Here is a 17015-nt window from a genome sequence, read left to right on the forward strand (position 1 = left end):
TGCGAACTCGGCCTGCCGTGCCGCTCGTTGTCGGGAATGTGATCCACCCCGAAGGGTTCGACCTTCGTGACCGCGCTGCCGTACACCGGCGCCGGCGTTCCTTCTGTCATGCGGGTGCTCCTGCTCTCCAAGGAAGGTCACCACGGCAAACGGCGCCGTGTGGGGCGGTCCCGTCGGCCAGCTCTTGTATGGCAGAGGACGGTAAAGAGGACGTACACCCGTGTCAATACTCTCGTCACAAACACTCGACTTCCGCTGGTCAGCCCAGTGATTGCACAGGTCGCACCCACTCCACGGGCATGGAGCCTTGACGGGCACCCTCCGCCCTCCTAGCCTCACTTGCATGGCACAGCCCGCATACGGAGGAAGATGCGCAGGTCGCGGCCTCCACGACCGGCCGGACCCGCTTGCATGGCAGGGCGCCGGCGCAGATCGCAGGTCGTCAGCACGGTTGACGTCGCACCCCTGCCCCGACTACGTTCACGTACCATGCAACAACCCAGTGGGCAGGCGCGGAAACCGCTGCAGCAGACCAGCATGCAGGCCCGGGTCGCCGAAGAGCTGCGTCAGATGATCATCACCGGTGAGCTGGCGCCGCGGTCCAGCCTGTCCGAGATGGCGCTGTCGGAGACCTTCGGGGTCAGCCGTACGCCGATCCGCGAGGCCCTCAAGCAGCTGCAGATCGAGGGCCTGGTGGAGGTACGGCCGCGGGTCGGCACCTTCGTCGCGGTGCCCTCGCGGCGGGAGATCACCGAGCTGTTCCAGATGAAGGAGCTGCTCGAGGGCGCGGCTGCCCGGCTGCTTGCGCTGCGGGGTGCCGTGCCCGAGACGGTCCGGCTGCAGGAGAACATGCGCGAGGCCGACGAGGCCGTGCGCGCGGGCGACACCGACCGGTACGCGCAGCTGGTCCACGAGTTCCACGACCTGATCGTCACGGGTGCCGACAACACCAAGCTGGAGGCGCACTACCGGACGCTCATGAACCAGCTCGCCTACGCCCGTCTGGTGCAGACCTCACTCGCCCAGCCGGGCCGGCTCAGCGAGTCCGACCATGAGCACCACCGTGTCGTCGACCTCATCCTCGCCAAGGACGGCGACGGCGCCGAACGCGTCATGCGTGAACACGTCCGCCGCAGCCATCAGGCGCTCATGGCCGGAATGGACGAGCGGGAGCAGGGTCACCGGGGCTGAGCGGCCTCTCCCCGGCCGACGGCCGGGCGATGCCCCGCGCGCTTCCGATCCAGGTTGGGCCGCACAGCCGTACGCCACCGGAAGTGGGGTTCTCATGCGTGTCCTCGTCGCCGGCGCGACCGGTGCCGTCGGCAGACCGCTCGTCCCGCTGCTCGTCGCGGCCGGGCACGAGGTCACCGCGGTCTCGCGGACCCCGGCCGGGGTGGAGCGGATCCGGGGCCTCGGAGCGAAGGGGGTGCGGGCGGACGCGCTCGACGCGCCGGCACTGCGTCACGCGGTCGGCGCGGCGTCCCCGGAGGTGGTGATCCACCAGCTCACCGACCTCTCCGCCGCGGACGGCACCGCCAACGGCCGGCTGCGCCGCGAGGGTACGCGCAACCTGGTGGAGGCGGCGAAGGCGGCCGGCGTCGGCCGGATCGTCGCGCAGTCGATCTCCTGGGCGTACGCGCCGGGCGAGGGTCCCGCCGGCGAGCCGGTGCCGCTCGACGGCACGGCCGCCGAACCCCGGGCGCGGATGGTGGCCGCCGTCAGGTCCCTGGAGGAGACCGCGGCCGAGCTGGAGACGGCGGTCGTGCTGCGCTACGGCCTGCTGTACGGGCCCGGCACCTGGTACGCGCCGGGCGGCGCGCTCGCGGCGGCCCTGGCGGGCGACCGCTCGGCGCGGTTCCTGGGGAGCACCGTGGCGAACGACGCGGTGAGCTCCTTCGTGCACGTCGCCGACGCGGCCCGGGCGGTCGTGGCCGCGCTCGACTGGCCGGGCGGACCGGTCAACGTCGTGGACGACGAGCCGGCGCCCGCGCACCAGTGGCTTCCCGCCCTGGCCGACGCCCTCGGCGTGCCCGCGCCCGAGCCGGTGGCGGGTCGGCAGGAGTGGGAGCGGGGCGCTCTCAACGCGCTGGCGCGCAGCCGGGGTTGGCGGCCGGAGCGGCCGACCTGGCGGACCGGTTTCATGGATCAGCTCGACCGCTCGTGACCTGGCGGGTGCCCGCCGCCGAAGGCTTCGGCGGCGGCCGCGTCATCGGCCTGGCCGGCCCGGGGCCTTCGGCCGGCCTGCTGCGGCGCGTCGTCGAACGCCGCGCGCCGTCGCGTTCCGGGTCAGGCCTCCCCGGTGGGCTCGTCCGTCTTCACGGTCTCCTCCTGCGCCATGCGCAGGAAGCGGCGGATCGCCTCGGGCGCCATGTCGAGCCCCTCGGACGCGGACTTCTCGTCGCCGAACACCTGCACCGCCTCGGCGACCGCCACGGCCAGCTCGGCCTCCGCCTTGCGGACCTTGGCCTCGGCCTTGTCCACCATGTCGACCACCGAGAGCTGGCGGCGCTGCTTCTCCTGGAGCCTCTGCTTGCGGGAGAGCGTCTTGTCAGAATTCTGCACAGTCACGACCAAGATCATAAACGGGCGTGGCGCACCCGGGGAAATCAGCAACTCGCCCGCCGTACAGGGGTGTTGCCGGCTCAGTCGGCGTCGTCCCCAGCCGCGACGTGACGGGGTGTCAAGTCGGGTGTCGCAGGCCCGAGTTCATCGGCGGGGAGTTCATCGGCGGCGCGCGCCCCGCGGGTGGCGGAGACGGCCAGAACCAGTGCCTGGGCGACCGCTCCGGACAGTCCGACCGCCAGGGCGAAGCGATAGCCGATCCGGTCGGCGAGGATGCCGCCGAGGGGTGCGCCGACCGCGACCATGCCCCAGTTCATCGATCGGATCGTCGCGTTCATCCGTCCGCGCAGCCGGTCGGGCGTCACCGCCTGCCGGTAGCCCATCTCCACCGGACTCTCGATGCCGATCGCCAGGGACACGACGAAGTAGGCGAGCGCGACGGAGACCACCGCCCAGGGTCCGCGCTGGGCCAGGACCAGGGGCAGCCAGCCGACGGCGGCGACCACCCGGAAGACGATCAGGGTGGGACCGACCTCCAGCCCGCGGACCACCCGCCCGGAGAGCGCACCGCCCAGTACGGCGCCGACGCCCGCACAGGCGTAGGTGGCCCCCAGGCCGAAGCTCCCGATCTTCAGCTCGTGCAGGGCGAAGACCACGAAGACCGTGCTCACCATGCTGTTGAACAGGAGCATCGCGTGCGAGGTCAGGGCGATGGACGCGAGCGTGCGATGCCGGTAGACCCAGGCGAGTCCCTCGCGCAGCTCGCGGCCCAGACGTCGTCCCGCGCCCCGGTCGGGCACCGGATCGGGCGCCTTCACGGAGGCGAGGAAGAGCCCGGACATCAGATAGCTGAGGGCGTCCACCAGTACGGCGAGCGGCGCACCCATGAATTTGATCAGCACCCCGGCGACGAGGGGACCGGTCGAACCGGCCACCGCGCCGGCCTGTTCCACCCGGGCGTAGGCGGCGTTGAGCAGTTCCTTGGGGACCAGCCGTGGCACGTACGACTGGTTCGCCGCCTCGAACAGCAGGGACAGCACTCCGATGGCGAAGACGCACCCGCACACCACGGGGATGCTGAGCCGGTCCACCGCGTACAGCACGGGGATCGCGCCGAGCAGGACCGCTCGCCCGAGATCCGTGCCGACCATCAACGGCTTGCGCCGGCAGCGGTCCACCAGCACCCCGGCCACGAGTCCGAAGAGGAGATACGGCAGCCAGCGGGCCGCGTTGACGAGGCCCACCTCCGTGGCGGACGCGCCCAGCGCCACGGCGGTGAGAATCTGCAGGGCCAGCCCCGTGATCTGGGAGCCGAAGGCGGATACGGCCGAGGCGGTCCAGAAGCGTACGTACCCGGGGACTTCCACGAGGCGCGGCATGATCGGACCGTATCAGCGGGGCTTTCCCGCACGGAAAGCGATTGCCCTTCCGCTGCCGCTCCTGGACGATCCCGGTCCGTGACGATGAACAGCGATCAGCACCAGGCCGCCCGCAGTACCGACCGCCCGCTCGCCCTGGTCACCGGGGTGGGGCGCTCCGTCGGGATCGGTGCGGGCATCGCGCGCAGGCTGGCCGCTTCGGGCTGGGACATCGCGTTCACCTACTGGGCCCCGTACGACGACCGGATGAGCTGGGGCAGGGAAGCCGACGCGGCCGAGTCCATCGGCCGGATTCTGGCCGAGGCCGGTGCGCGCACCGCGGCGATCGAGGCGGATCTCGCCGATCCGGAGACTCCGGAACGGATCTTCGACGCGGTCGAGGAACGGCTGGGGTCCGTCACCGCGCTGGTGATGTGTCACTGCGAGTCGGTCGACTCCAGGCTGCTCGACACCACCGTCGAGAGTTTCGACCGGCACTTCGCGGTCAACGCGCGGGCCACCTGGCTGCTGATCCGCGAGTTCGGACGCCGCTTCGCCGCGCTCCCGGGGACCGGCCGGATCATCGGCCTCACCAGCGATCACACCGTCGGCAACCTTCCCTACGGAGCGAGCAAGGGAGCCCTGGACCGCATCACCCTCGCCGCCGCCCGCGAACTCGCGCACCTCGGGGTCACCGCCAACGCGATCAACCCCGGGCCGGTCGACACCGGCTGGATGTCGGCGGAGATCCGGGAGCAGTGCGTCCGCGCCACCCCGCTCGGCCGACTCGGCACCCCGCGGGACACCGCGCACCTCGTGGACTTCCTGTGCTCCGGGGAGGGCGGGTGGATCAACGGGCAGCTGCTGATGAGCAACGGGGGTTCCGCCTAGAGCCGCACGCGATGGCGGCGCGGCTCGACTCGGCTCGGCTCGGCTCGGCTGCCGTGACGCGGATGACTCATCACGTAATGTGGCAAATCTGGTGATTCTTCGCGGGCGGGATGGAGCTGAGGCCGTGTCGTTCGCGGAGTCGGCCGGGCGGCGGTCGTGGGCGCCCCTGCTGGCGGTGTGCGCCGGGTACTTCATGGTCATCCTGGATGTGACCGTCATCAACGTGGCGGTCCCGGTGATCGGCCGGGAGCTGTCGGCCTCGCTCACCGGCATCCAGTGGACCACCGACGGATACACCCTGGTCTTCGCCGGGTTCCTGCTCACGGGCGGCGCGCTGGGCGACCGGCTGGGGAACCGGCTGGTCTTCTGCCTGGGCGTGGGGGTGTTCACCGCGTCCTCGGCCGCCTGCGCGCTCGCGCCGAACGCCCCCTTCCTCGTCGTCGCCCGGCTGGTCGAGGGGCTCGGCGCGGCATTGATCGTGCCGGGCTCGCTGGCGTTGCTCCAGCAGGCCTACCCGGCACCGGCCGACCGCGCGCGGGCCTTCGGGCTGTGGGGGTCGATGGCCGGTATCGCGGCGTCGGCCGGGCCGCTGCTCGGCGGGCTGCTGGTGTCCACGGTGGGCTGGCGGTGGGTGTTCCTCATCAACCTGCCCGTCGGCGCGGCCTGTCTGCTGCTGACGCTGCGGCACGTGGCCCGCTCGCCCCGGCATCCCGCCCGGGTGATGGACTGGCCTGCGCAGTGCGCCGTCGTGGCGGCCGTGGCCCTGCTGACCGCGGCGCTCAACGAGGCCGGACGGCGCGGCTGGTCCGATCCGGCCGTGCTCGCCGGAATGGGCCTCGCCGTGCTCGCCGCCGCGGGCTTCGCGGTGCGCGAGCGGTTCGCCCGCACCCCTGTCCTGCCCCTGGGCCTGCTGCGCTCCCGCGCGCTCAGCGGCGGGGCCGTGATCGGGCTGCTGTTCAACTTCGGTTTCTACGGCATGGTGTTCACCGCCAGCCTCGGCTTCCAGCAGCAGCGCGGCTACAGCGCCCTCACCACCGGGCTGGCCCTGTTCCCGGCGGTGGCGATGACGACGTTCGCCTCCGTCCTGTCCGGGCGGCTCACGCGCCGTACCGGCGACCGCCCGCTGGTGGTCTCCGGCATGCTCACCGCCGCCCTCGGGCTGACCGGCTGGGCGGCCGCGGGAGCCGACCCCGCCTACGCGCTCCTCGTCGCGCCCATGATGGCCGCCGGCTTCGGCACGTCCTTCGCCCTGACCGGTACGACCACCACGGTCATGTCCGCCGCTTCCCCGGCCTACGGGGGAACCGCCTCCGCGCTGTTCAACACCACGCGCCAGATCGGCAGCGCCACCGCGGTGGCCCTCGGCGGCAGCCTCCTGGCCACTTCGACGGACCCCGGCACCGGACTGCGGGTCAGCATGGCCGTCGGCGCGCTCGCCTACCTCGTGGCAGCGGGCCTCGCGTGGCTGTGCGTGCCCGCCGGAAGCACGCGCCGGATCACGCAGAGCTGACGCGTCGAACCCTCAGGGACGGCCAAGGCCGACGAGGCGGCCCGACCGCGGCCGAGTTCGCCGCAGCACCCTTGTCCATCCCCGCACCCCGGTGCCAGAATCTCGTTCTCGTGAGGGAGAACAGTGTTTTCGGTGTGCGGGCGGCCGATCGGTTCCATGTCGGTCTGGTCGTCGACGACGTCGCGTCGGCCGCGGCCGAGCTGTCGGCGCTGTGGGGGTACGCGTGGTGCGAGGAGCTCGCCGGCCGGTCGCGCGTGGTCCTGCCGGAGGGCGAGACGGAACTCGGACTCCGGTCCGTGTACTCGGTGACCACACCCCGCGTCGAGCTGGTCCGGAGCATCCCGGGCACCCTGTGGCAACCCGCCGACTCGGGTGTCCACCACCTCGGTTACTGGTCCGACGACGTGGCCGCCGACTCCGCGGCGCTCGTACGGCACGGCCATCCGCGCGAGGCCCTGGGGGTACGGCCGGACGGCACCGCGCACTGGGCGTTCCACCGCGGTCCGCAGGGGCCGCGCATCGAGCTGGTGACCCGTGCGCTCCAGCCGGTCCTGGAGCGCATCTGGGCCGCGGGCGGACAACCGTCGTGAAGGAGCGGAACCGATGACGACCGTGGGCGTGGTGACCGGTGGCGGCCGGGGCATGGGGCGGGAGTGCGCGCGCCGGCTGACCGGCCGCCTCGACCGGCTGCTGCTGGTCGACCGCGACGGGGCGGGCGCGGCCGCCGCCGCGGCGGAACTGTCGGGGCACGGGGCGGTCGTGGAACCGGTCGAGCTCGACATCACCGACCGCGCGGGGCTCACCGGACTCGCCCGGCGCGTGTCCGCACTCGGCACGCTCCGGGCCGTCGCCCATGCCGCGGGCATCTCGCCGACCATGGGCGACTGGCGCCGCATCCTCGCGGTCGACCTGGTCGGCACGGCCCTGCTGCTGGAGGCGCTCCGCCCGCTGGTCACCCGGGGGGCGGCGATGGTGTGCTTCGCCTCGATGTCGGCGGACTTCGTTCCGGCCGAGCCCCCTCCGGCGGTCGAGGAGGCACTGAGCGAGCCGCTCGATCCACGGCTCTTCGACCGTCTGCGCGCCGCGCTGGGGCCGTCCGCGGAGGATCCCGGCACGGCGTATTCGTGGGCCAAGCACGGCGTACGCGGTCTCGCGCGGCGCGAGGCCGTGCGGGTCGGGCCGCTCGGCGGCCGGGTGTGCTCGGTGTCGCCCGGCATCATCGGCACACCGCAGGGGCGGCAGGAGGCCGCACACCACCCGTCCATGAAAGCCATGGTCGAGCGCACCCCGCTGGCCCGCGAGGGCCGTCCGCAGGAGGTCGCCGCCGTGGTCGCGTTCCTGCTCTCCGACGAGGCGTCCTTCCTGACGGGCGTGGACATCCGGGTCGACGGAGGGGTGATCCCCGCGCTGCGCGGGGGCATGAATCCCGCACGGTGAACCGCCGCAGCGCCGATCCTTCACGCCCGTCCTTCGCCGACTCACCCCGGCCCGCCGCAGGCCGTCCGGCCCGACGGCTCCCGGCACGCCAGGGCGCTCGTGACGAGACGGCTGCGGTGGGACGTCGCGTCGTCGTGCTCCGGCTGCGGCTTCGCGGAGGCGCACTGCGGGGGCCGGATTCCGGATGACCGACGGGATCGGATCCTCGCCGAGCTCGGGGGCGATCCGGACCGCAGTGGCCGTCCGAACGCACGGGCGGCCGCACCATGACTGTGCGTCAGATATCCAATCCTTACTGTGAGTTCAAGCGATAGGCCTGGCGCGGGGCCGGTGGTTCGGTATGTCATGCCTCTGCCATCACACTGGAGTGCTGGAGTGGAAAGGAAACTCCCGTGCGTCTGCGCCCCCTGCGCTTTCTCTGCGGCTCCGCCGCGCTCGCCCTGGCTCTGCCCGTCCTGTCGCCCGGACAGGCCGCGGCGGCCGTTCCCGTCTCCCCCGTCTATCTGCAGAACTACTCCACCGGTCTGAACGCCGCCGACAGCGGCGGCACGGTCGCCGCGCACAACCCCAAGGGGAACGAGGACCATCAGCAGTGGACCCCGGTCGCGGTCGACGGCGGCCATCAGCTGCGGAACACCGACGAGTCGGGGACCTGTCTCAGCCGCAACGGCACCTCCGCGGTGACCGCCTCGTGCGGGGCGACGGGCACCGTGTGGACGATCACCGCCGGCGCGGACGGCACGTACACCGTGAGCGCCCCCGGCACCTCGCAGTACCTCACGGCATCGTCCTCCGACTCCAGCGCCGTACAGCTCGGTTCGGCCGGTGATCTCGCCCGCTGGTACCTCACCCCGGCGTCGTACGCGACCGCCTCGATGCCGTCCGCCGACACCCGCACCCTGGACCAGGTCACCTTCCTGACCTCGCACAACGCCTTCGCGAACGGCGTCGACGGCAACTTCGCCTCGTTCCCGGTGAATCTGTTCCCCAACCAGAACTACGGCGTCGGCCGACAGCTGAGCGACGGCGTGCGCGGCTTCATGCTGGACGACTACACCGTCTCCGGGCAGGCCGTGCTCTGCCACAACAGCTGTGACGGTGTGAGCAGCCCCGTCCCGCTCGCCACCGACCTGCAGCGCATGGTCGACTTCCTGAAGGCCGACCCGGGTCAGTTCGTCACCGTGTTCCTCGAGGACTACGCCTCCTCCGACGTGCTCAAGACCTCGCTGGCCTCCGTCAGCGGACTGTCCGACGTGCTGTACCGGCCCGACCAGGAGGGTGTGGCGACCAAGGGCTGGCCGACCATGGCCGACCTCGCGGCGCGCGGCAAGCAGCTGCTGATCTTCAGCGACCGGACCCGGGCGAGCGACACGGCGAACGGCTGGGCCACCCGTGACACCTTCGGGGTGATGTACCAGCGGGAGTGGACCGTCGAGAACTACTGGTCCATGGGCGGCGGGCTCGGCGCCTCCGACTGGTCCTGCTACAGCCGCTGGGGCACCGGCCGGCCGCTGACCGTGGACTCGGCCGCCTTCCACCCGTTGTTCGTGATGAACCACTTCCGGGACTACACGATCAGCGGCACCGCCACGACGGACAACGGCAAGCTCATCAACCGCGCGCAGAACTTCTGCACGCCCGCCGCGCGCAAGAAGCCCAACTACCTCGCCGTGGACCGCTACGACCTGGGCTCCCCCACCCCGCTCAGCACGGTCGGCACCCTCAACACGTACGTCCTCGCCCCGGGGCAGTGAGCGACGGCCCGCCGGGCGCCCGCGGTGCCGGGCGCCGGGCCGGGCTGTGGTGGTCAGGGCCTGCGGATCGCCGCGATGGCGAACTGCACGGTCACCTTCTCCCCGACGAGGCCGCCGGCCCCGTTCACCGTCCAGTCCTTGCGGTTGATCGTCGCCCTTCCGGTGAAGTCGACCCGGAAGGCGTCCCGCGGGTCGTGGCCCGTGTCGGTCAGCTCGAAGTCCACGGTGACCGGCCTGGTCACACCGCGGAGCCCGAGGTCGTGGCGGTGCTGGCGTTCGACGTCCCGGGCGACCGGATCGACCGGATCGAGCGGATCGACCAGATCGAGCGGATCCGGGCGGTGCTCAACCCCGACAAGCTCCGGTCCCGGGTGGCGCGTTGAGACGCGGCGCGGTCGGCGACCCCCGGGCGTGAGCCCCGCCGTCGTCGGCGCCATTTTCGGGACCGGGGCGAGGAGGCGGCGCACACGCGCGCCGGCCCAGCACGCACGCCACCCCTGGCGGTGACCCGGCTCGACGGGACCGGCGGGCGGGCGGCGGCATCGGAATGCCGTCGTCCCGCGCCGGGCTTATGGTCCATACATGGGGGCCGTTCGGTGTGCCCGGTTCGCGGCTCGTGAGTGCTGGGGCCGGTGGTCGGCGTGTGCGTCGGCGGACGGGCCGGGTCCTGGTGCGGACGGGGGTCCGGGAGGGCGGCAGAGTGCCGGGGGCTGACGCCGTCGACGTCGGGGCCGGTCCGGAACTTCTGCGGGCCGCCGTGATCGAGGCGGCGCGGGAGACCGGTGCCTCCGTGGCGGCGGTCTATCTGCTGCCGCCGGACGAGCCCGTGCTACGGCTGGCTTTGCTGGGCGGGGCGTCGTACGACATCTCCAGGCCCTGGTCGCGGGTGGCGCTGGAGACGGTGTCCCCGGTGTCGGACGCGGTCAGGGAGAAGCGCCTGGTGTGGGTGGGCGGGCCGGAGGAGCTGGCGCGCCGCTATCCGCGGCTGGCGCTCGTCGTGCCGTACCGCTTCACGATGGCCGCCGCGCCGATCACGACCGGCACGGACACCTGGGGCGGGCTCGTGCTCCAGTGGCCGGCCCGGCACCCGCCGCAGCTGAGCCCCGCGGAGCGGGACGCGGTCACCGGGGTCTGCCGGCGGCTGGGCGCGCTGCTGCGAGGGGCCGCCGAGGAGGGGCGTCCGGTACGGCCCGGCGCCGAGCCGCTGATGCTGCCGGCGCCGAGGGCGCGCACGGTGGACGCGGCCGAGGCACAGGCCGCGGTCGACTTCGCCGAGCGGATCCCGGGCGGCTGCTGCTCACTGGACGTGGACGGCCGTATCGCCTTCGTCACCACCAGGGCCGCCGAACTGCTCGGGGCCGGCATCCCCGAACTGCTCGGCACCAAGCCGTGGGAGGAGCTGTCCTGGCTGGACGACCCGGTCGCCGAGGACAGCTACCGGGCGGCCGTGCTCAGCCGGGAACCCACGTCCTTCACCGCCCTGCGGCCGCCGGACCGGTGGCTGTCCTTCCGGCTGGACCCCGACGCCTCCGGCGTCAGCGTGCACATCACCCCCGCCCACTCCGCCCACGCCCTCGCCCCGGCGGTGGATCCGCCGCGCTCCCATCCGGCGTCCCCGGCCACGCCGGGGCGGGCCGTCACGCTCTACCACCTGATGCATCTGGCGGCCACGCTCACCGAGGCCGTCGGCGTCCGGGACGTGGTCGACCAGGTCGCCGACCAGCTCCTGCCCGCGTTCGGGGCCGGGGCGCTGGCGCTGATGACGGCGGAGGAGGGCCGGCTGCGGATCATCGGGTACCGCGGTTACACGGCCGAGCTCATGAACCGCTTCGACGCCGCCCCGCTCAGCTCGTCCACGCCCGCCGTGCGCGCCCTGACCACGGGCGTGCCGGCGTTCTTCGCGTCCTTCGCCGAGCTGAAGCGGGCCTATCCGCCCGCCGTGCTCCAGGACGGCATGTCCTCCTGGGCCTTCCTGCCGCTCATCACCTCCGGGCGGCCCGTCGGCTCCCTCGTCCTGGCCTACGACGAGCCGCACCCCTTCGCCCCCGAGGAGCGCGCCGTCCTCACGTCCACCGCCGGGCTGATCGCCCAGGCCCTCGACCGCGCCCGCCTCTACGACACCAAGCACCAGCTGGTCCACAACCTCCAGGCCGGTCTGCTGCCCCACACGCTGCCCGACATCCCCGGCTTGGACGTGGCCGCCCGCTATCTGCCCGCCACCCGCGGCCTGGACATCGGCGGCGACTTCTACGACCTCATCCGCCTCGACGCCGACACGGCGGCCGCGGCCATCGGGGACGTCCAGGGTCACAACGTCAACGCCGCCGCCCTGATGGGGCAGGTCCGCACCGCCGTCCACGCGACCGCCGGCGCCTCCCCGGGCGAGGTCCTCACCCGCACCAACCGTCTCCTCACCGATCTCGACCCGGGCCTGTTCACCAGCTGTCTGTACGCCCACATCGACCTGGCCGCCCACCGCGCCCGCCTGGCCACGGCCGGGCATCCGCCCCCGCTGCTGCGCCATCCCGACGGCCGCACCGAGATCCTCGAGGTGCCGCCGGGTCTTCTCCTCGGCATCGATCCGGCCGCCGACTACCCGTCGACGGAGATCCCGCTGCCGCCGGGCTCGGTCCTGGTCCTGTACACCGACGGCCTCGTCGAGGCTCCGGGGGTCGACATCGGCGACGCCCTCGCCTCGCTCGCCGACCGACTGGCCCGCAGCGACGCCCGCACCATGCACGCCCTGGCCGACACCCTCGTCCGCCACGCCCGCCGCTCCGCCCCACGCAGCGACGACATCGCCCTCCTGCTCATCCGGTCCCACTGAGCCCGAGAACGAACGCAGCGCGGCAGGGGACCCGGGACGGCGATTCCGAGGCACCGCGTCCAGGGCACCCATGCCGAGGCACCCGTGCAGCATGGTGGGAGATCTGCGCCGGCGTCCGCGGCCAACCCGGCAGCGTGGCGGGGACCCCAGGGGCCGCGCCCGGACGCCCCCCTCAGCCGACGTCCCGCCCCCCGCCGGCCGCCCCCACACGGAAGCCGACGGCACAAGCGATCCCCGCCGACCACCATGGCCGCCCCGGCAGCACGCCAGGCCCCCCAGGGGAAACACGCCGACCCGCCCCCGACCCCGCCGGTCGCCCCCACACGCAAACCCACGACACAGGCGCCCCCCGCCGACCGCCATGGGCAACCCGGCAGCACGCCAGGCCCCCCGGGGAACATGTCTGCACGTCCCCCGTGAGAGGGCCCGGCCCCCGCCGGGGCCGGGTCCTCGCTCCGGAGGTGTCAGCTCGTCCCGTCGGTCGCCGCCACGCGGAAGCCGACGGTCGGGTAGCGGCCCGAGGGGTCGCGGCCCTCGCCCCGGTAGACGGCGGTGCAGCTGTTGAGGTTGGCGTACCAGGAGCCGCCGCGGATGGCGTTGACCTGCTGGCCCATCTCGCCGCCGTGGGTGGCGGTGATGACGGAGGTGGTCCATTCCCAGCAGTTGCCGCACAGGTCCCAGACGCCGTCGGCGCTGACCCCGCCGGGGTAGGTGGTGACGGGTGTGGTGTAGCCGCCGGTCGAGGTGATCTCGTCGTAGACGTCGGTGTAGATGAAGCCGGTGCGGCTTGCGGTGACGTTCCAGCCGGCCACCGTGCCGGTGCTCCCGATGGAGAGGATCTCGGAGATCGGGAAGCTCTGGCCGTACAGGTCGGACCCGGTGGCGGTGTAGGTGGCGAGGTCGGAGCCGTGTTCGGCGAGTTCGTAGGCGGCGCACACCGCCATGTAGTTGTAGTTGCTGGCCAGGACCAGGTCGGCGTAGGTGGTGCCGGCCGTGGCGCCCCAGGGGTAGCTGAGGCCGTCGGGGCCGGAGGCCGCGTTCTCCCACTCGGCCTCGGTGGGCAGCCGGAACGTCCAGCCGTCGGCGGACGCGCGGTCGGTGAGCCAGGAGCAGTAGTCGGTGGCCGAGTCGAGGGAGACGGTCAGGACGGGGTGGTCGGCCCTGCCGGTGGGGTAGGTGCCGTTGTCCCAGTAGGGGGGCGTCTCATGGCCGGTGTCGGTGACGAACTCCAGGTACTGGGCGTTGGTGACCTCGTACGCGCCCAGCCAGTAGGCGGCGGTGATGGGCGAGGCCTCGCCCGCGCCGGCGGTTCCGGCGAGGTCGGTGCCGAAGGCGAAGGACGGGTTGGCGGCGATCGCGGCCAGGTCCTGGCCGGCGACCGTGGTCGTGGTGGCGGCGGCGGTCGTCGTGGTGCCCGGGGCCGCGAGGGCGCGGGCCGGCCGTGCGAGGCCGGCGGCGCCCGTGACGGCGAGGAGGGCGAGGAGGGTCCTTCTGCTGATGCCTGGGGCGGTCGCGTTCATGACGGCTCCTGAGGGTGAGGACGTCGCGCGTCCCTGCGCGCATGGCTGATGGTCCATCAACTGGCGCAATCTGTCGACACTTCGACCGTAACAGTCCCTTGAGTGGAACCTGTGAGCACAAATGTGACGGCAGACGTCGACAGTATCGCCGGAAGGGTGTATTCAGGCAGGTGCGCCCCACCCACTCCGTTACGGTCCGACCCCTTGACGCCCCGCGTATGACTGCGTAGACATGACAGCGCAGACATGACTACGCAGTCAGACACGCTTCGCCGCGTGACGTCTGACATCATCAGTGCGCGAGTACGACCGTTCGGCCACACCGGGAGACACCATGACGCGAGCGACAGGGCGGGGCGCCAGTTCCGCGGCACCGCGCAGCGTGGACGTCGCGCGGCTGGCCGGGGTCTCGCAGAAGACGGTGTCGCGGGTCTTCAACGACGAGCCGTACGTCTCGGCCGACGTCCGCCGACGGGTCGTGGAAGCGGCCGAACAACTCGGCTACCGGCGCAACAACGCCGCCCGGGCGCTCGCCTCCGGCCGGAGCCGTTCCATCGGCGTGGTGACACTGGGTACGGCCCTGTACGGGCCCGCCTCCCTCCTGATGGGCGTCGAGCGGGTCGTCCGGGACACGGGCTACGCGCTCCGGGTCGTCAACACGGTGGAGGGCGACCCCGCGGGCGTGGCCGGCGCCGTGGACTCGCTGCTCGACCAGGGCGTGGACGGCATCGTCATCTCCGAGCCGATCGACGAGACGGGACCCGAAGGAGACGTGGCCCTGCGGGTCGACGTACCGGTCCTGGTCCTCGGCGCTCCTCCCGGACTCACCGCGCCCACGGTGCTGACGGCCGGCGACGGCGCCGACGTCATGGCCCGTACGGCGACCGAGCACCTGCTGAACCTGGGGCACGCGACGGTCCATCACCTCGCCGGTCCGCAGCGGTGGTACGCCGCCCGGGACCGGCTGGAGGGCTGGCAGGCCACGCTGACCGCGCACGGCAGGGAGCTGCCGCCGGTCGTCGAGGGCGACTGGTCGGCCGCCTCCGGTTACCGGGCGGGTCTGGAACTCGCCGCGGACGGCGCTCCCACGGCCGTGTTCGCCGCCAACGACGACATGGCGATCGGGCTGATCCACGCGCTGACGGAGGCCGGCCTGCGGGTGCCGCAGGACGTGAGCGTCGTCGGTTTCGACGACATCCCGGTCGCCGCCCACATCACTCCCCCGCTGACCACGGTGCGCCAGCCCTTCGACACCGTGGCCCAGGAGGGACTCAAACGTCTCGTGCACGCCATCGAGAACCCCGACGCCGATCCCCTGCCGGCGAGCGACCCACCGGTCGACCTCGTCGTACGCGCCTCGACCGCGCCCCCGGCCGACCGGACGACCCCGGCCCGCGCACGGCGCACCGCCTCCCGTACCGACAAAGGCGCCCCGGCACCCCGGCCGACGAACGGAGGTCCGTCCAGTCGTCCCTGACCAGCCCACCGGCCAATGAGCCCACGGCACCGCGCGTGACCGACGGTCGAGCCGCCGTACCCGTCCCGCCCGTGCCCTCCCCCTTCACCTCGTCGCCCGCGCGCCCCATGGGCCGCCCCTGCGCGCAGCGGGCCCCGCGACCTGCCTCGCCTCTGAGAACGCGTCCCCGTCGGCGTACCCGCCCGGTCCTCGCGTCCGTCTCTCCTTCCTGACTCTTCCCACTTCACCCCCGCACGCCCTCGCCCCGCGTGCCCCCTTCTTCGCCTCGGCGGGAGTCCACCATGCCCAGAAACACCTCCATGCCCTTCTCCGGCTCCGCCCCGATGAGCCGCCGTCTCTTCCTCGCCACCACCGGAGCCCTGTCGCTCGGCGCCGCCCTGACCGCCTGCGGCGACAGCGGCTCCGGTGGTTCCTCCGCCTCGTCGAAGCCGGTCAGCCAGGCCGACATCGACAAGGCGATGAAGACGCCGACCGAGCTGACGTTCTGGACGTGGGTCCCGAACATCGCCAAGGAGGTCGCCCTCTTCGAGAAGAAGTACCCGGCGATCAAGGTCAAGGTCGTCAACGCCGGTCAGGGCACCCCGCAGTACACCAAGCTGCGCACGGCCCTGAAGGCCGGCAGCGGCGCGCCGGACATGGTGCAGATCGAGTTCCAGGCCATCCCCACCTTCACCATCACCGACAGCCTGCTGGACCTGCGGCCGTACGGCGCCTCCGCCCTCAAGTCCACGTTCGTGGACTGGACCTGGAGCCAGGTCAGCGGCAGCAAGGGCGAGGTGTGGGCGATCCCGCAGGACACCGGCCCGATGGGCATGCTGTACCGGCAGGACATCTTCGACAAGCACGGCATCGACGTCCCCGGAACCTGGGACGAGTTCGCCGAGGCGGCCCGCAAGCTGCACAAGGCCGACCCGGATGTCTACCTCACCAACCTCGCGGCCAACCAGGTAGCCGCCTGGCACGGACTGCTGTGGCAGGCGGGCGCCAAGCCGTACGCCACCTCCGGCAAGAGCGACATCACCATCAGTGTCGACGACGCGGTGTCGAAGAAGCTCGGCGCCTACTGGGGCGGGCTGGCGAAGGAAGGCGTCATCGGGGTCGAGCCGGACTTCACCGACTCCTGGTACGCGGCCCTCAACAAGGGCAAGTACGCCACCTGGCTGACCGCGGCCTGGGGCCCGGTGTTCCTCTCCGGCTCCGCCAAGGCGACCGCCGGCAAGTGGCGGGCCGCCCCGCTGCCGCAGTGGGACGCCGCGAAGCCCAGCTCGGGCAACTGGGGCGGCTCCACCACCGCGGTCATCCGCTCCACCAAGAACCCCATCGCGGCGGCGATCTTCGCGCAGTTCCTCAACAGCGACCCGGCCAGCGCCCGGATGTTCGCCACCGAGCAGTTCTTCTTCCCCGCGACCAAGGCACTGCTCACGGACGCCGAGTTCACCGGCGACGCGCCCGCCTTCTACGGCGGCCAGAAGGTCAACCAGGTCTTCGCCGACATCAGCTCCACCGTCAACGCCGACTTCCAGTGGCCGCCGTTCCTCGACCAGGCGGCCACCGACTGGACGGAGACCGTCGGCAAGTCGCTCGCCGACAAGTCCGACACGGTCGCCGCCCTCGGCACCTGGGAATCGCGGCTGACCACGTACGCCAAGGGCCAGGGCTTCACCGTCAAGGGGAGCTGA

The 17015-nt window shown here is 72.5% G+C and carries 15 protein-coding genes; 11 read left to right on the plus strand and 4 right to left on the minus strand.

Going from position 1 to position 17015, the window contains the following annotated elements; all coding sequences use genetic code 11:
- Nucleotides 1–489: 489 nt before the first annotated feature.
- Both ABZ464_RS49245 and ABZ464_RS49250 read left to right on the plus strand, forming a co-directional pair.
- Complete coding sequence (locus tag ABZ464_RS49245) at nucleotides 490–1191, plus strand: GntR family transcriptional regulator (protein ID WP_359288998.1); 702 nt, start codon at nucleotides 490–492, stop codon at nucleotides 1189–1191.
- A 94-nt stretch (nucleotides 1192–1285) separates the two neighbouring features.
- A complete protein-coding gene (locus ABZ464_RS49250; RefSeq protein ID WP_359289000.1) occupies nucleotides 1286–2164 on the plus strand; it encodes an NAD-dependent epimerase/dehydratase family protein in 879 nt (292 codons plus the stop codon).
- 122 nt (nucleotides 2165–2286) lie between these two features.
- On the opposite strand, the gene ABZ464_RS49255 is transcribed toward ABZ464_RS49250, so the two are convergent.
- Nucleotides 2287–2568 carry a hypothetical protein gene (locus ABZ464_RS49255; protein ID WP_359289002.1) on the minus strand — a complete coding sequence of 94 codons (282 nt, stop codon included), beginning with the start codon at nucleotides 2566–2568 and terminating at the stop codon, nucleotides 2287–2289.
- A gap of 74 nt (nucleotides 2569–2642) precedes the next feature.
- The gene (locus tag ABZ464_RS49260; RefSeq protein ID WP_359289004.1) at nucleotides 2643–3941 is read right to left on the minus strand and encodes an MFS transporter; all 1299 of its coding nucleotides are present in this window, start codon (nucleotides 3939–3941) and stop codon (nucleotides 2643–2645) included.
- A gap of 84 nt (nucleotides 3942–4025) precedes the next feature.
- Here ABZ464_RS49260 and ABZ464_RS49265 point away from each other — a divergent pair, with 84 nt between their 5' ends.
- The 5 genes from ABZ464_RS49265 to ABZ464_RS49285 all read left to right on the plus strand — a co-directional run bounded on the left by ABZ464_RS49265 (nucleotide 4026) and on the right by ABZ464_RS49285 (nucleotide 9512).
- Nucleotides 4026–4811 (plus strand): SDR family oxidoreductase, encoded by a 786-nt coding sequence (locus tag ABZ464_RS49265; protein ID WP_359289043.1) that lies wholly within the window; start codon nucleotides 4026–4028, stop codon nucleotides 4809–4811.
- A 124-nt stretch (nucleotides 4812–4935) separates the two neighbouring features.
- Nucleotides 4936–6321, plus strand: a complete 1386-nt coding sequence (locus ABZ464_RS49270; protein ID WP_359289006.1) for an MFS transporter — start codon at nucleotides 4936–4938, stop codon at nucleotides 6319–6321.
- Between the two features lie 110 nt (nucleotides 6322–6431).
- On the plus strand, nucleotides 6432–6911 hold the full coding sequence (locus tag ABZ464_RS49275) for a VOC family protein (protein ID WP_359289008.1): 480 nt from the start codon (nucleotides 6432–6434) through the stop codon (nucleotides 6909–6911).
- A 13-nt stretch (nucleotides 6912–6924) separates the two neighbouring features.
- Nucleotides 6925–7758, plus strand: a complete 834-nt coding sequence (locus tag ABZ464_RS49280) for an SDR family oxidoreductase (RefSeq protein WP_359289010.1) — start codon at nucleotides 6925–6927, stop codon at nucleotides 7756–7758.
- Between the two features lie 392 nt (nucleotides 7759–8150).
- Nucleotides 8151–9512 carry an RICIN domain-containing protein gene (locus ABZ464_RS49285; protein WP_359289012.1) on the plus strand — a complete coding sequence of 454 codons (1362 nt, stop codon included), beginning with the start codon at nucleotides 8151–8153 and terminating at the stop codon, nucleotides 9510–9512.
- 53 nt (nucleotides 9513–9565) lie between these two features.
- Here ABZ464_RS49285 and ABZ464_RS49290 read toward each other — a convergent pair whose 3' ends face one another.
- Nucleotides 9566–9754, minus strand: a complete 189-nt coding sequence (locus ABZ464_RS49290) for a YceI family protein (RefSeq protein WP_359289013.1) — start codon at nucleotides 9752–9754, stop codon at nucleotides 9566–9568.
- Nucleotides 9755–9772: 18 nt separating this feature from the next.
- On the opposite strand from ABZ464_RS49290, the gene ABZ464_RS49295 reads away from it, so the two are divergent.
- On the plus strand, nucleotides 9773–9895 hold the full coding sequence (locus ABZ464_RS49295) for a hypothetical protein (RefSeq protein WP_359289015.1): 123 nt from the start codon (nucleotides 9773–9775) through the stop codon (nucleotides 9893–9895).
- 317 nt (nucleotides 9896–10212) lie between these two features.
- Nucleotides 10213–12339, plus strand: a complete 2127-nt coding sequence (locus ABZ464_RS49300; protein WP_359289017.1) for a SpoIIE family protein phosphatase — start codon at nucleotides 10213–10215, stop codon at nucleotides 12337–12339.
- Nucleotides 12340–12803: 464 nt separating this feature from the next.
- Here ABZ464_RS49300 and ABZ464_RS49305 read toward each other — a convergent pair whose 3' ends face one another.
- Nucleotides 12804–13859, minus strand: coding sequence for an SUMF1/EgtB/PvdO family nonheme iron enzyme (locus tag ABZ464_RS49305; protein ID WP_359289019.1), 1056 nt, complete (start codon nucleotides 13857–13859; stop codon nucleotides 12804–12806).
- Nucleotides 13860–14193: 334 nt separating this feature from the next.
- Between ABZ464_RS49305 and ABZ464_RS49310 the strand changes: the two genes are divergently transcribed.
- Together ABZ464_RS49310 and ABZ464_RS49315 are read left to right on the plus strand one after the other, a co-directional pair.
- The gene (locus ABZ464_RS49310) at nucleotides 14194–15336 is read left to right on the plus strand and encodes a LacI family DNA-binding transcriptional regulator (protein ID WP_359289021.1); all 1143 of its coding nucleotides are present in this window, start codon (nucleotides 14194–14196) and stop codon (nucleotides 15334–15336) included.
- A 281-nt stretch (nucleotides 15337–15617) separates the two neighbouring features.
- A complete protein-coding gene (locus ABZ464_RS49315; RefSeq protein WP_359289023.1) occupies nucleotides 15618–17015 on the plus strand; it encodes an extracellular solute-binding protein in 1398 nt (465 codons plus the stop codon).

Source organism: Streptomyces sp. NPDC005820 (assembly GCF_040630255.1).
GTDB lineage: Bacteria > Actinomycetota > Actinomycetes > Streptomycetales > Streptomycetaceae > Streptomyces.